Source organism: Acinetobacter sp. YH12072 (assembly GCF_013419565.1).
In the GTDB taxonomy this organism is placed as follows: Bacteria; Pseudomonadota; Gammaproteobacteria; order Pseudomonadales; family Moraxellaceae; genus Acinetobacter.
This window is the reverse complement of record NZ_VOZV01000016.1, coordinates 42,321-55,127: the sequence shown is the minus strand read 5'-3', so window position 1 is coordinate 55,127 and position 12,807 is coordinate 42,321. Positions and strand designations below refer to the sequence as shown.

At 40.8% G+C, this 12,807-nt stretch carries 9 protein-coding genes and 1 pseudogene; 5 read left to right on the top strand and 5 right to left on the bottom strand.

Features of this window, described 5'->3' with window-relative positions; all coding sequences use genetic code 11:
* Window positions 1-121: 121 nt before the first annotated feature.
* Window positions 122-450 (bottom strand): annotated as a pseudogene (locus tag FTU19_RS16420) (hypothetical protein).
* A 407-nt stretch (window positions 451-857) separates the two neighbouring features.
* On the opposite strand from FTU19_RS16420, the gene FTU19_RS08625 reads away from it, so the two are divergent.
* The 5 genes from FTU19_RS08625 to FTU19_RS08605 all read left to right on the top strand — a co-directional run bounded on the left by FTU19_RS08625 (window position 858) and on the right by FTU19_RS08605 (window position 7,507).
* Window positions 858-2,117 carry a mechanosensitive ion channel family protein gene (locus FTU19_RS08625; RefSeq protein ID WP_125278616.1) on the top strand — a complete coding sequence of 420 codons (1,260 nt, stop codon included), beginning with the start codon at window positions 858-860 and terminating at the stop codon, window positions 2,115-2,117.
* 245 nt (window positions 2,118-2,362) lie between these two features.
* Entirely contained in the window at window positions 2,363-4,219 is a 1,857-nt protein-coding gene (locus FTU19_RS08620; protein WP_179992608.1) for an ABC transporter ATP-binding protein, read from the top strand.
* Window positions 4,220-4,593: 374 nt separating this feature from the next.
* Complete coding sequence (locus FTU19_RS08615; RefSeq protein ID WP_180130799.1) at window positions 4,594-5,622, top strand: AraC family transcriptional regulator; 1,029 nt, start codon at window positions 4,594-4,596, stop codon at window positions 5,620-5,622.
* Window positions 5,623-5,704: 82 nt separating this feature from the next.
* Window positions 5,705-6,079 (top strand): glycine cleavage system protein GcvH, encoded by a 375-nt coding sequence (gene gcvH, locus FTU19_RS08610; protein ID WP_104426083.1) that lies wholly within the window; start codon window positions 5,705-5,707, stop codon window positions 6,077-6,079.
* 252 nt (window positions 6,080-6,331) lie between these two features.
* The gene (locus tag FTU19_RS08605; protein ID WP_180130796.1) at window positions 6,332-7,507 is read left to right on the top strand and encodes an MFS transporter; all 1,176 of its coding nucleotides are present in this window, start codon (window positions 6,332-6,334) and stop codon (window positions 7,505-7,507) included.
* 75 nt (window positions 7,508-7,582) lie between these two features.
* Here FTU19_RS08605 and FTU19_RS08600 read toward each other — a convergent pair whose 3' ends face one another.
* The 4 genes from FTU19_RS08600 to FTU19_RS08585 form a co-directional block, all read right to left on the bottom strand.
* Entirely contained in the window at window positions 7,583-8,779 is a 1,197-nt protein-coding gene (locus FTU19_RS08600; protein ID WP_180130793.1) for a PilT/PilU family type 4a pilus ATPase, read from the bottom strand.
* A gap of 403 nt (window positions 8,780-9,182) precedes the next feature.
* The gene (locus tag FTU19_RS08595; RefSeq protein ID WP_180130790.1) at window positions 9,183-10,361 is read right to left on the bottom strand and encodes a PilT/PilU family type 4a pilus ATPase; all 1,179 of its coding nucleotides are present in this window, start codon (window positions 10,359-10,361) and stop codon (window positions 9,183-9,185) included.
* A 255-nt stretch (window positions 10,362-10,616) separates the two neighbouring features.
* On the bottom strand, window positions 10,617-11,666 hold the full coding sequence (locus FTU19_RS08590) for a 3-deoxy-7-phosphoheptulonate synthase (RefSeq protein ID WP_180002052.1): 1,050 nt from the start codon (window positions 11,664-11,666) through the stop codon (window positions 10,617-10,619).
* Window positions 11,667-12,204: 538 nt separating this feature from the next.
* On the bottom strand, window positions 12,205-12,729 hold the full coding sequence (locus FTU19_RS08585) for a hypothetical protein (protein WP_159122907.1): 525 nt from the start codon (window positions 12,727-12,729) through the stop codon (window positions 12,205-12,207).
* Between the last annotated feature and the right edge of the window lie 78 nt (window positions 12,730-12,807).

Here is a 12,807-nt window from a genome sequence, read left to right as displayed (position 1 = left end):
GTCTATGTCAGCTTGTCTTTTGCATATTCTTGTATTAATAGATAGCAAATTTCACTCAATTCAAATCCTATTTGGAAACTTCAGATTTCATATAACGAGCCTTAAATGAAAGCGCTAATAACTAAAATTTAGTCTGTAAATATGCAATAAATCCCTCAATTTTCTTAATCACGTATAAGCAGATATGCAAAGGACTCACGTTATTTTGCTGAACTTTTTCTACCCTATACTTTGCTCTTTCTAAGAGTGCTATTACATAATGTATAGAGCTTTTAAGAATTTTTTTCGGATCTTTCTTTGAATACAAGTAACAATCAATTTTTTCAAAAGATTCATCATTAACCACTATCTCTAATATAGTGTTATTAATTTCATGGCTTATTGATTGCTCAATATGTTCCAGTTCATAGGAATGTAAGCTTGTGCTATAACTATTTGAAGATTTTTCATTTTTAATGATTAAGATTATATGATTTTAATCCTAGCACTATCCCCTAAAAAAAGTAAGTATATAAAATGTAAAATAAACATTAAGTTATGTTGAACTAACATAATAAACGCTATACCAAATTCTTTAATTCACTCTGACCTTTTTTAATTTTTTAAAGTTTAAAAAGAAGCATAGGAATACCAAGTTAGGCTGTTCTATCGATTTTTCACATTTCCTAGCCATTAACCAATCAATTTTCATTGATCTATTTAATCTGAATTAACCTGAAGGAAAAAATAAATGCCTGAATAGTGATTAAGTTCGCCTCCTCTAAGAAAGATATGTTTTAAAAGGTTATCCAAGATTAAAAAATTGCGTTTAAACCTATAAACTCTAACAAATTTTTTGAGTTAAAGAGAAAGATCAGTTGGAACAGTTTAATTTTATTCAGAATATTCGAGATTGGGCCGATCAGTACCCATGGCTGGAAATGTTATCTTCACTGAGTATTGTGATTTTACTGGCCATCCTTGCCAATGTGTTTGCCAAACAGATTGTCGTACGCGGTATTCGTCAACTGATTTCCAAAATGCCCTTTGCCAATAATCAGATTTTTGCTGAACATAGTGTGATTCGCCGGATTTCCAATATTGTTCCGGCAATCGTGATCATGAACGGGATTACCACTGTCCCGCATTTATCCGATAAGGTGCAAACCTTTGTGCAAATGGGTGCTCAGGCGTTTATTTTCCTGACCATTGCTCTGGCACTCGGTGAGTTACTGAATATCTTTAACCTGATTTATCAGCGTAATCCCAAGTCACGCAACAAGCCGATTAAAGGTTATTTACAGCTGGTCAAGCTGATCATCTTCATTGTTTGTGGCTTGATGATTTTAGGCACTTTCCTGAAAAAAGATGTATTCACCTTGCTCGCTGGCTTTGGTGCGATGGCCGCTGTCCTGATGCTGGTCTTTCAAAATACGATTCTGTCACTGGTGGCTTCGGTTCAGATTTCATCTTATGACATGGTACGTATTGGTGACTGGATTGAAATGCCGACCCTAAATGCCGATGGTGATGTCATTGATATGTCATTACATACAGTGACTGTGCAGAACTTTGACAAGACTGTGACCACGATTCCGACCAATAAACTGGTGACTGATACCTTTAAAAACTGGCGCGGCATGCAGGAAGCGGGTGCCCGCCGGATCAAACGTTCAATTCATATTGATCAAACCAGCGTACATTTCATGACAGCTGAAGAACAGAACAAGCTGAAAAATTTTATCCTGCTGGATCAATATCTGAATACCAAATCAGAAGAACTAGAGAAGTTTAACCAGCAGCTCCAGCACCATTCACAATACAACCAGCGCCGTCTGACCAATTTAGGCACGTTCCGCGCTTATCTGGAATTTTATCTGCAACAGCATCCTGGTATTGCTAAAGATTTCTCATTGATGGTACGTCAATTACAACCGACTAGCGAAGGCTTGCCACTGGAAATTTATGCTTTCACCAATACGACGGTTTGGGCAGAGTATGAAAATATCCAGTCAGATATCATGGACCATATTCTGGCGATTATTCCGGAATTTGGATTGAAGGTGTATCAAGCTCCTTCTGGGAGTGATTTTAAGGAATCTTTTAACGCGAGTTCTTCATCTCCGATTATCACTTAAACTAACCTCTTAACTTAAGCCCGAAATAATCTCTTATTTCGGGCTTTTTATTCAGTATTTAAAATGAATTCAATCTCTTATTTTTGGTCTTCATATTATTTGGTATAAATCTGGCATGAGTTTTTGCTCTGCAACCTAAAGTTTGATTTAGTTAAACATTTGTGGCAATTTCACTCAAATTCAGACTTCAAAAAGCAGAATCCTTTATAATTTCCGCAAAGAAAATACATGATAAGAGTACGTTAATGTTTCGATGGCTTGAACGGCTGGTAGACCCCTATCCCACCAAAAACCTGAATCAACCTTTACCCACCAGGTTTTTCCCCTTTGTCTGGCAAGCAGCTTATGGGGTACGCCGTTATTTGCTGATTCTAGTATTGTGTACCGCAGGTGCAGCCAGTTTTGAGGCCTTACTGTATTCAAAAATTGGTGATCTGGTGAACTGGTTGAGTCAAAGTCAGCCAGAGACTTTTTTAGATCAACATGCCAGCAACCTGACCTTATTGAGTATTATCTTGCTGGCCAATATCCTGTTTGCCAGTGCCCAGTCCCTGATCAAGCATCAGATTTTATACAGTAATTTCCCGATGCGTCTGCGTTGGCGCTTCCATAATTTATTGCTCAAACAGAGTTTGGACTTCTTCCATAATGATTTTGCCGGACGTTTATCGGCCAAAGTCATGCAAACGGCGCTGGCGATCCGGGAATTCTGGGTCATTTTGGGCGATATGTTGGCTTATGTGCTGATTTATTTCGTCACAATTAATATTGTTTTGGGTGCCATTTCACCCTTACTTATCTTGCCGCTTATGGTCTGGCTATTCTTGTTTATTTGTGCTGCTTGCTATTTCATTCCAAGATTAAGCAAAATTTCATCCTTACAAGCGGATGCGCGTGCAGTCATGACCGGACGTGTGACTGATGCCTATACCAATATTCAGACCGTAAAATTGTTTGCGCATGCGGGTCGTGAAAGCCAGTATGCCAAATCCTCTATGCAGGAATTTATGGTTACGGTGTATAAGCAAATGCGTCTGGGCGCTCAATACGAAATCAGCATTCTGATGCTGAGTGTTGTGCTATATGCAGGTGTGCTGGGTACTGCAATCTGGCTCTGGATGCAAGGTCAAGCGCAGCTCGGGATTATTGCAGCCACTACAGCGATGGTATTAAAGCTGAATAGTATTGCCGAGTTCATGATGTGGCAGACCTCTGCCCTGTTTGAAAATGTCGGTACCATTCAGGACGGGATGAAAACTCTAGGTCGTCGGATCAATATTCAAGACAAAGAAGATGCGAAAGAACTGGAGCTAAAACACGGTGAGATTAAATTCGATAATGTCACTTTTGCCTATAATGAAAAACCGGTCATTGACCAGTTTAATCTGACCATTCGCCCAGGTGAAAAAATCGGGATCGTGGGGCGTTCTGGAGCTGGTAAATCGACCCTGATTCAATTGCTATTGCATTTCTATCATCTGAATCAGGGCCGTATTCTGATTGATGATCAGGATATTGCCGATGTCACTCAGGACAGTTTGCGTAAAAATATTGCGCTGGTCACTCAGGATACGTCTTTGCTGCATCGTACCGTAGCTGAAAATATCAAATACGGTCGTCCGGATGCAACTGATGAAGAGATGTTTGAAGCTGTACGCAAGGCCAAAGCAGAAGAATTTATTCCGAATCTGACTGATTTGCGTGGCCGTAGAGGCTATGACGCCTATGTAGGTGAACGTGGCGTGAAGCTTTCTGGTGGACAGCGCCAACGTATTGCCATTTCCCGGGTATTCTTGAAAGATGCGCCGATTCTGATTCTGGATGAAGCCACCAGTGCTCTGGATTCTGAGGTTGAAGCGGCTATTCAGAATAGTCTGGATGATTTGATGCAAGGTAAAACGGTTATTGCCATTGCGCATCGTCTTTCTACCATTGCGCAGATGGATCGTCTGATTGTGATGGATCAAGGTAAAATTGCCGAGCAAGGTACGCATGATGAACTGGTGGCCTTAAACGGAATCTATGCGCAGCTATGGCAGCGTCAAACCGGCGGGTTCTTGGTACAGCAACATGCCAAAACTGATAACTTACACGAAGCATAATCGCTCTATTCAGTAGTAGCTAAGCTCTACAACAGAAACCGAAGCATTCTATTTGAGTCACTTGAATAGCCATGCTTCGGTTTGCTTTTATGGGAATATCAACTATTCCACAAGCATTTTTAAATTCCAGATTATTCAAAAAACAGCCCTATTCTGAATTAATAGAAATCTGTAGGCTTAAAATTAAATCCCTAAAATATCTCTGGTTTACATTGATTTCCAACTTTAAGTTGAGCTACTCTGCTTTAAGTTGATTAAAATCTGCTTGTGGAAATTGCCACAGCTTTGTCCAACAATTTTTATCAAGAAAATGGCTTTTTCATGCCAATATGAAGTGAAAATAAAAAAATTTGAATGAGTGCAACGGATCGCGCATGAAAACAATAGCTCCACGCCAAGACCAAGGTATTCCAGGTGTATACGGTCTCTTGCTTCTCGATGTCATTTCCCGCTGGGGGTATAATAATGAGTCGCTTTTTAAGCCTTTTGGCCTGACCAGTGAACAGTTGGCAGATCCTGATTACCGTATTCCGACCCCTGTGGCCAATGAACTGGTCAAGCATGCCCTGAAGCTCACTGGTGAACCGACACTGGGTTATCACTTAGGTACCCAGATGCGGATTTCGATTCATGGCTTTATCGGTTATGCCATCATGACGGCGAATAATATTACCGAAGCTCTGGTGCTAGCGAACCGATTCATTCAGTTACGTTTACCCTTCCTGCAGCTATTTTTCTCGACCTTTGGCGCTAAGGCAACCGTACAGTTGCAAACTGATATTCAGCTGGAACCGCTTCGCACCGAAATTTCAATTGCCCTGATGATTGGCCTGATCAGTATGGCCAAAGCCATTACCGGGGTTAACGATGCAACCGGTGAAATCGACTTTGATTTCAAAAAACCGGAAGGTTTTGAGCGCTTCATGGCGAAATTTCCTATGCATCAGTTCCGTTTTGAACAGCCGCATTTAATTTTAAGTTTTGATAAAAGCTACCTGATGAACAAGCTGGTACATGCTGATCCAATTGCCAGCCAGATTGCGATTAACCAATGTGAAGCCGAATTATCTGCTTTAGGTGAACGGCATCGGATTGCCATGCGGGTGCGGGATATTCTGACTCATTCCGAACAGCATTATCTGAGTATTGAAAGCGTAGCTGAACGCCTGCATATGTCAGATCGAACCTTAAAGCGTCAGTTGGCCGCTGAAGGTACTTCTTTTTCGACGCTGGTGGATGAAGTGCGCTACCGGCATGCCACTTCCTTATTATCCCGTACAGACTTTACTCTGGAGCAGATCGCTGATGAACTTGGCTATAGTGATGTGGCGAATTTTAGTCGGGCGTTTAAGCGCTGGAGTGGTCGTAGCCCGAGCAACTGGCGTAAAGATCCTTATTTATAAGCACGGATAAACCTTTTGTTTTGACCAAAAAGAATGTATAAAACATATCAAAAATGATCTTAAGATTTTTAGGGAGTTATCAATGAATCATCCTTCAGAACTAAAGTACGCAAGTACACATGAATGGGTACGCATTGAGGGTGATCTTGTTGTGACCGGTATTTCCGACCATGCACAGGATGCATTAGGTGATCTGGTTTATGTAGAAGCACCAGATCTTGACTCACATATTACTGCTGGCGAACAGGCTGGCGTGGTTGAATCAGTGAAAACCGCTTCTGATATTCATGCACCTGTCTCTGGTACAGTCGTTGAAATCAATGCTGCGCTTGAAGATGATCCCGACTTCATTAATGATGACCCGTATGGCAAAGGCTGGATCTATAAAATCAAACCGGACAATATGGCAGATGTAGAAAAGCTATTGTCTAATACAGAATATGAAGCTGGCCTATAAGCTACTTTGATTTAGTATGGAAAAATAAGAATCAGCCTGCGGGCTGATTTTTTTACGCATTGAAAACTTCGTATTTAAAGCTCACCATCAAATACAATGTATTTATATCGGAATTTTATTGTATTTTTCACACATTTTTCTTAAAGTCTTTGCTGTACCTGCTATCACTCGCATCAGATAGCTCAGGCTGCTTTATAAAAATAATATTCATGCTCATCGCAGCATTTCCCTATAGATCAATTTAGGAAAATTATGAAATCCAATCTATTGCCTTTATGGACCAAGCCTTTTGTGCTGTGTCTGGCCAATAACCTGTTTTTATTTATTTTCTATTTTGCACAAACCACGATTTTACCGATTTATATCCTGAAAGAATTAGGTGGAAACTTAGCCCAAGCTGGTCTGGCCATGACCTTGTTCATGATTTCAGCGATTGCTGTACGACCATTTAGCGGCCTGATTATTGAGAAATTGGGTATCCGTAAAACCCTGATTGTTTCTGGAATCTTTTTCAGTCTATTTTCCCTAGCCTACCTGCTTGCCGATCAGTTGACGACCTTATTTATCATCCGTTTTTTGCATGGGATCTGGTTTAGTATTTTGACTACCGTCTGTGTTCCTGTGGTGAATCAGTTTATTCCAGAGCAGCGTAAAGGCGAAGGCATGGGCTATTACGTTATGTCAGTCAATCTGGGTATTGTTCTAGGACCATTGATTGGCTTAAGTCTGATTGAATACTGGTCTTATTTTCAGATCACAACGCTGCTTATTGCATTAGTTTTTATCGGATTTGCTTTCTGCTTAATGATTCCGGTCAAAGAGCCTGAGCACATCATTCAAACTATTCCTGAGAAAAAAGGACTGGTGTTGTCTGATGTTGTAGAAAAGAAAGCATTGCCTGTTGCTGTTCTGGCAGCTCTGATTTCTTTCTCTTATGCCAGCATCATGTCTTTTATTGCACCTTTTGCTGCCAGTAAAAATCTGATGGCTTATGCCAGTTTATTCTTTGTCGTATTCGCCATTTCCATGATGAGTTTACGTCCGATTACCGGAAAAATTTACGATCGCAAAGGTCCACAATATGTGATTTATCCTGCGCTACTCATCTTTAGCTTAGGACTCTTTTTACTCAGTCAGATTCAGACTTTGTGGGGATTCTTACTGGCTGCGGTATTGATTGGTATCGGTTTTGGCAGCGCACAACCTTGCATTCAAACACTGGCCATTCAACGTGCACCGAAACACCGGATTGGTTATGCTACTTCGACCTTTTATACCTTCTATGATGTAGGAATTGCGGTCGGTTCGCTACTGATTGGGGCGCTTATTGCGACTTATAGTTATCAGTTCGCCTTTATTCTCTGTAGTTTACTCACCTTATGCAGTATTGTTTACTTTAAACTGGTCGTTCAAGTTAAGACTGCCTAATACAAGTTAATATCTAAATATAATAAAAAAACAGGCAGATGAACTGCCTGTTTTAATTCTGACACGAAGATGTATTTATTCAGATGCTGAAGTATTTTCCTGTTCTTTTTCTTCAGCTTTCGGTTCTTGCATCATCGTGAATTGTGTTGCTTCTCCAGCAGCAGGATTATCCTGGCGGTTGCTTTTCAGCTTGATCTGTAAACGTAATTCATTAGTCGAATCAGCATTACGCAATGCTTCCTCATAAGAAATCGCACCCTCGTTATACAGGTCAAATAAGGCCTGATCGAAAGTCTGCATGCCCAGTTCACGAGATTTGCCCATAATGGCTTTCAGCTCATGAAACTCACCTTTTAGAATCAGATCAGAAATCAAAGGTGTATTTAACATGATTTCAATTGCAGCCCGACGCCCTTTTCCATCCTGAGTACGAATCAGACGCTGGGAAATAATCGCCTTCATATTCGAAGATAAATCCATTAATAACTGATTACGGCGTTCTTCCGGGAAGAAGTTAATAATCCGATCCAAAGTCTGGTTAGCATTATTGGAATGCAGTGTGCCCAGACATAAATGTCCGGTTTCAGCAAAGGCAATTGCGTGTTCCATGGTTTCGGTATCCCGAATCTCACCGATCAGAATCACATCAGGAGCCTGACGTAAGGTATTTTTCAGCGCATTGTGCCAGGAATGACAATCGACCCCAACTTCACGGTGAGTAATCATAGATTTCTTGTGCTTATGCACATATTCCACCGGGTCTTCCACGGTAATGATATGTCCTGCCGAATTTTCATTGCGGTAGTCGATCATCGCTGCCAGAGAGGTCGATTTACCTGAACCCGTTCCTCCCACAACCAGTACCAGACCGCGTTTTTCCATAATCACGTGTTTCAATGATTCTGGTAATTTCAGTTTCTGAAAATTTGGAATTTCTGCCGTAATGGTCCGGATCACCATCCCGACCTGAAGCTGTTGTACGAAAACATTTACCCGGAAGCGCGATACGCCCGGCACGGTAATCGCGAAGTTACATTCCAGTTCAGCTTCAAACTCTTGACGCTGCTTGTCATTCATCAAGCTATAAGCGAACAGTTTGGTTTTTTCAGCAGTTAAGGTCTGTTGTCCAAAGGGCTTCATTAAGCCCTGATGTTTGATACTCGGTGGAAAATCTGCGGTAATAAATAAGTCTGAGCCCCCATATTCTACTACTTTGGTCAGCATGTGATGCATGAATTTTTTTGCTTCGTCCAACAGTTCTACCGTGAACATTCTCTTCCCCTGGAAATACACACTTACATGAATTTTAAATGCTTGATTCATGCCAATATCATTTGATTTTTATTGTGCAGCGTTTTTTTAAAGCCTCAAATAGATTTAATTTATAAAGAAAATATTTTTTAAAATTTATGTGATGTAGTTCAATTAAATATCAATTAAGTAGACATATATTACCTTTTAAAACCTATTTCATTTTAAAAGAATATTACAATGAAAAAGATCATATTCAGGATAAATGCAAGACGGTGAAACTGAATTCACCAGGCAAGTAAGGATAAAATTAAAAAATTAGATAGGTGGCCTAAAACTGCCTTGCTTAAAAGCCACCATTAAAGAAGATTTATGACTCAGTTCTATTGAACTGAATAGTAGTCTGTTTATTAAAAAGCCAAGATTAATCAGGAGAAAGTGCACGCGATCTGGACTGTTCCAGAAGTGAAATCTGTGCATTTTCTGCCTGTAAAACAGGATTAATACGACTGCTCTTCAGCTTGATTTGCAAACGTAATTCATTGCTGGAGTCTGCATTACGCAAGGCTTCTTCATAAGAAATAATGCCTTGGTTATATAAATCAAATAATGCCTGATCAAAGGTTTGCATGCCCAGTTCCCGCGAACGAGCCATAATCGTTTTAAGTTCATGGAATTCACCTTTACGAATCAGGTCAGAAACTAAAGGAGTATTTTGCAGAATTTCTACCGCAGCCCGACGACCTTTACCATCTTCAGTGCGAATTAGCCGCTGAGAAATCACGGCTTTGATATTAGCTGATAAATCTAGCAGTAACTGATTACGGCGTTCTTCTGGAAAGAAGTTAATAATCCGGTCCAGTGCCTGATAGGCATTATTAGAATGGAGTGTTGCAAGACATAAATGGCCAGATTCAGCAAAGGCAATTGCATGCTCCATACTGTCTGTATCCCTGATTTCGCCAATCACGATAACGTCAGGTGCCTGCCGCATGGTATTAATCAGTGCATTGTGCCAGGAAACGCAATCTACACCAATTTCACGTTGGGTGATCATCGAGTTTTTATGCTGATAGACATATTCCACCGGGTCTTCGATCGTAATAATATGCCCTTCAGTATGCGTATTACGATAATCAATCATGGCTGCCAATGTAGTCGATTTCCCGACACCCGTTGCACCAACTACCAGCACCAAACCACGTTTCTGCATGATGACCTGTTGCAATGAAGCTGGTAAGCCTAACTGCTCAAAGCTTGGAATATCTGTCGTAATGATTCGAATCACCATGCCTACATTGTGCTGTTGCTGAAAGACATTAACCCGGAAGCGCGACACGCCCGGGATGCTAATACTAAAATTGCATTCCATCACCGATTCAAATTCCTGAATCTGTCGCTCATTCATCAAGGCATAAGCAAACAAACGGGTCTTATCGGCTGTGAGTTTCTGCTGACCAAATGGTTTCATCAACCCCTGCTGTTTGATACTGGGCGGGAAATCAGCTGTAATAAAAAGGTCGGAACTACCATATTCCACGACTTTGGTCAGCATATGGTGCATAAATTTACGTGCTTCATCGAGTAATTCAGTTGTATACATAGCAAGCTTCCCGGGATCATTACTCATCCGCTGTTTAAAAACAGTATCAGGCTGACCTCTAATAAATTATTGTTATTGTTTATTTTTTTAAATTAATTATTTTTTATGAATTTTTTAAAATCGTTTTAATACTCATTGTTTTAATTTTCAAAATATCGAATTGTTGCTTTCAGCATTTAGAAAAATACTTCTGAACAACCATATCCGATCATAATATCTTTCCTCAACGAATTGAGGAAAGATAAGATCGTGAGTTTAAGCGCTACGCTTTAAACTTTCGCATCGCAGTGAATCAGCCATATTTAACAATAATTGCTCGGTTTTTGTCCAGCCCAGACATCCATCAGTCACTGACTGGCCGTAAACCATATCTTCAGAGATTTTCTGATTGCCATCAACCAAATGACTTTCGAGCATTACACCCCGCACATTGCTGTGCAAACGTTCAGCGACGATCTGCTCCAGCACTTCAGGTTGTAGCATTGGGTTTTTTGAACTATTGCCATGACTGCAATCAATAACCAGGGCCGGCAAATCGGTTGAGTGTTTCGCTTTAATTTTTTCAATTTCAGACAACTGGTAGTTCGGACCACTATTTGAACCACGCAGGATCAAATGTGCTTTTGGATTCCCTTTTGAGCTCAGGATACACGGCAGACCCGATTGGCTCATGCCCATGAACTGATGTGGATTGGAAGCTGACTGAATAGCATCAAGAGCAATTTGAATCGAACCATCTGTCCCATTTTTGAAACCGATGCTGTACGGCATATGGCTGGAAATTTCACGGTGAATTTGTGATTCACTGGTACGCGCGCCAATCGCACCCCAGGCCAATAGATCATCGAAATACGCTGTCGCCATTGGACTTAAGATCTCTGAGGCAATCGGCAGGCCCATGCCAATCAGTTTTAGGTACAGTGCACGAGATTTTTCCAGACCCAATTGAATATTGGATGAGCCATCGAGTTCTGGGTCATACAGGAAGCCTTTCCAGCCTACAGTAGTACGTGGTTTTTCAATATAAGCCCGCATAACCAGGAAAATTTGATCAGAAACCTGTTCCTGAAGCTGTTTTAATTTTTCTGCATATTCCAGTGCGGAAGCTTCATCATGAATGGAACATGGTCCGGTAATCACCATTAAACGGTGATCTTTACCCTCTAAAATATTTTGAATAATTTGACGCTGTTCAGCGATTTGTGCAGCCAATTGCGGAGACAGTGGCAATTGCTGCTTAAGCTGCTGTGGTAAAGCTAAAATGGTTTCTGTTTGATGTTGTTGTGATGTATGTGCAATATTCATGACTTTAAATCCTGGGACTGGCAATCAGTCCAAACTTTTATTTGAGCGTTATGGGTCTAATCGAAGATGTCGAAAGCGTCATTAGCTGGCTAAAGTAAGACCAATAAAAGTTGCTAAAGTATGAATAGTTAAAGTTTGTCATGGCTGTCTCCAAAAAATTGTTAAATCACATGCATAAAAAAACCTGATCAGGGTTGCCGATCAGGTATTAACTGGTGGGCAACCTTTTCATTGCCCAAACGCATTCAGGCAATTATCTAAACTGCCAGAAATAAAAATAAGCGTTTGAAATGATAGGTTGCTTTAACATGTTTATGTCTTTCATAAAAATGTGAATCTGAAATTAAAATACGCGCTCTATCCAGTTTTGACAAGTAGTAAATATAAAAAAATATTTATCAGTATTTATACTTTTACTTATTGCCCTAGAATTCTAACCTTTCAGATATTAATAATGGACAAAGTCGTGACGGTCAGCAGACTTTGCCCATTTCCTTAAAACCAAGAGCATATTAGATCTTGGTTTTGGCATTTGCAATTAACGGGTTACGCGATTCCATGCATCACGTACTGCAAATTTTGCCTGTTCCCAGTTCAGACGTGACTGGCCTTTTGCCTGTTCCCATTTTACTTTCAGATCGCTTTCTACATCTTCAAAACGGGTATTGGCATCATATGCTCCACGGTTTTCATAACCGACACGATAGGCCGCATCATAGTCACGATCGTAATCTAAATCGCTATACGTGGTACGGGCATCTGAATAATAAGGGGTTTCAACGGCATTATCTCGCCAGAATGCTGCTTCTTCAGTCGGGTTCACAGCTTCGCCTACGCCTTTACCTGCGAGACCACCGACCACTGCCCCAACAACACCGCCTACTGCTGCACCGACCGGACCGCCTGCTGCACCGACCGCTGCACCTGCAGCTGCGCCACCGGCGGCACCTACGCCTGTGCCAATAGGATGTGCACCTGGCTCGCCGCTAATTGGATCGGCATTTAAATCATCACGGACATCTTTAGGAGAATTTTTAATACGATCAAATCTATCATTCGACATAGAGCTTATCCTTATTCTTTAAAATGATTCTTAAACATGGTTTTAATCGCGTCTCTCAATACGCTTCTATTCACTATA

Excerpts from the sequence above, each read along its gene's own strand:
- FTU19_RS08620 (WP_179992608.1), top strand. The coding sequence starts at position 2,363 with ATGTTTCGATGGCTTGAACGGCTGGTAGACCCCTATCCCACCAAAAAC.
- FTU19_RS08615 (WP_180130799.1), top strand. The coding sequence starts at position 4,594 with ATGAAAACAATAGCTCCACGCCAAGACCAAGGTATTCCAGGTGTATAC.
- gcvH (WP_104426083.1), top strand. The coding sequence starts at position 5,705 with ATGAATCATCCTTCAGAACTAAAGTACGCAAGTACACATGAATGGGTA.
- FTU19_RS08605 (WP_180130796.1), top strand. The coding sequence starts at position 6,332 with ATGAAATCCAATCTATTGCCTTTATGGACCAAGCCTTTTGTGCTGTGT.
- FTU19_RS08600 (WP_180130793.1), bottom strand. The coding sequence starts at position 8,779 with ATGTTCACGGTAGAACTGTTGGACGAAGCAAAAAAATTCATGCATCAC.
- FTU19_RS08595 (WP_180130790.1), bottom strand. The coding sequence starts at position 10,361 with ATGTATACAACTGAATTACTCGATGAAGCACGTAAATTTATGCACCAT.
- FTU19_RS08590 (WP_180002052.1), bottom strand. The coding sequence starts at position 11,666 with ATGAATATTGCACATACATCACAACAACATCAAACAGAAACCATTTTA.
- FTU19_RS08585 (WP_159122907.1), bottom strand. The coding sequence starts at position 12,729 with ATGTCGAATGATAGATTTGATCGTATTAAAAATTCTCCTAAAGATGTC.